Genomic DNA, 233 nt, shown 5'->3' with positions numbered 1-233 from the left:
AAGTCTTGATTGATAAATAGAACAAGAACGGTCAAATTTCTTTTTCATCTTCACCAAGATCCAATTGAGGCTGCTGAGAATCTATGAATCTTTTCATACTCATAGAACTGACGACTTTCTTGCCGGTCTGCTTCTCGAAAGCTTCCCGGGCCACCTTAGCAACAGAACCACCCCGCTTAGCAACGCTGGCATGCTCAGACATTGTTTCCGGGTGTTCTTCTTTGGTGATATTG

1 protein-coding gene is annotated in these 233 nt (G+C 43.8%); it reads right to left on the bottom strand.

Going from position 1 to position 233, the window contains the following annotated elements; genetic code table 11:
* Positions 1-31: 31 nt before the first annotated feature.
* Positions 32-233, bottom strand: a 202-nt coding sequence (locus RAD10_RS42600) for a hypothetical protein (protein ID WP_461622103.1), incomplete at its 5' end; no start/stop codon positions are given.

This window comes from Bradyrhizobium sp. 23AC, assembly GCF_054863025.1.
This window is presented reverse-complemented; position numbering and strand designations above follow the sequence as displayed.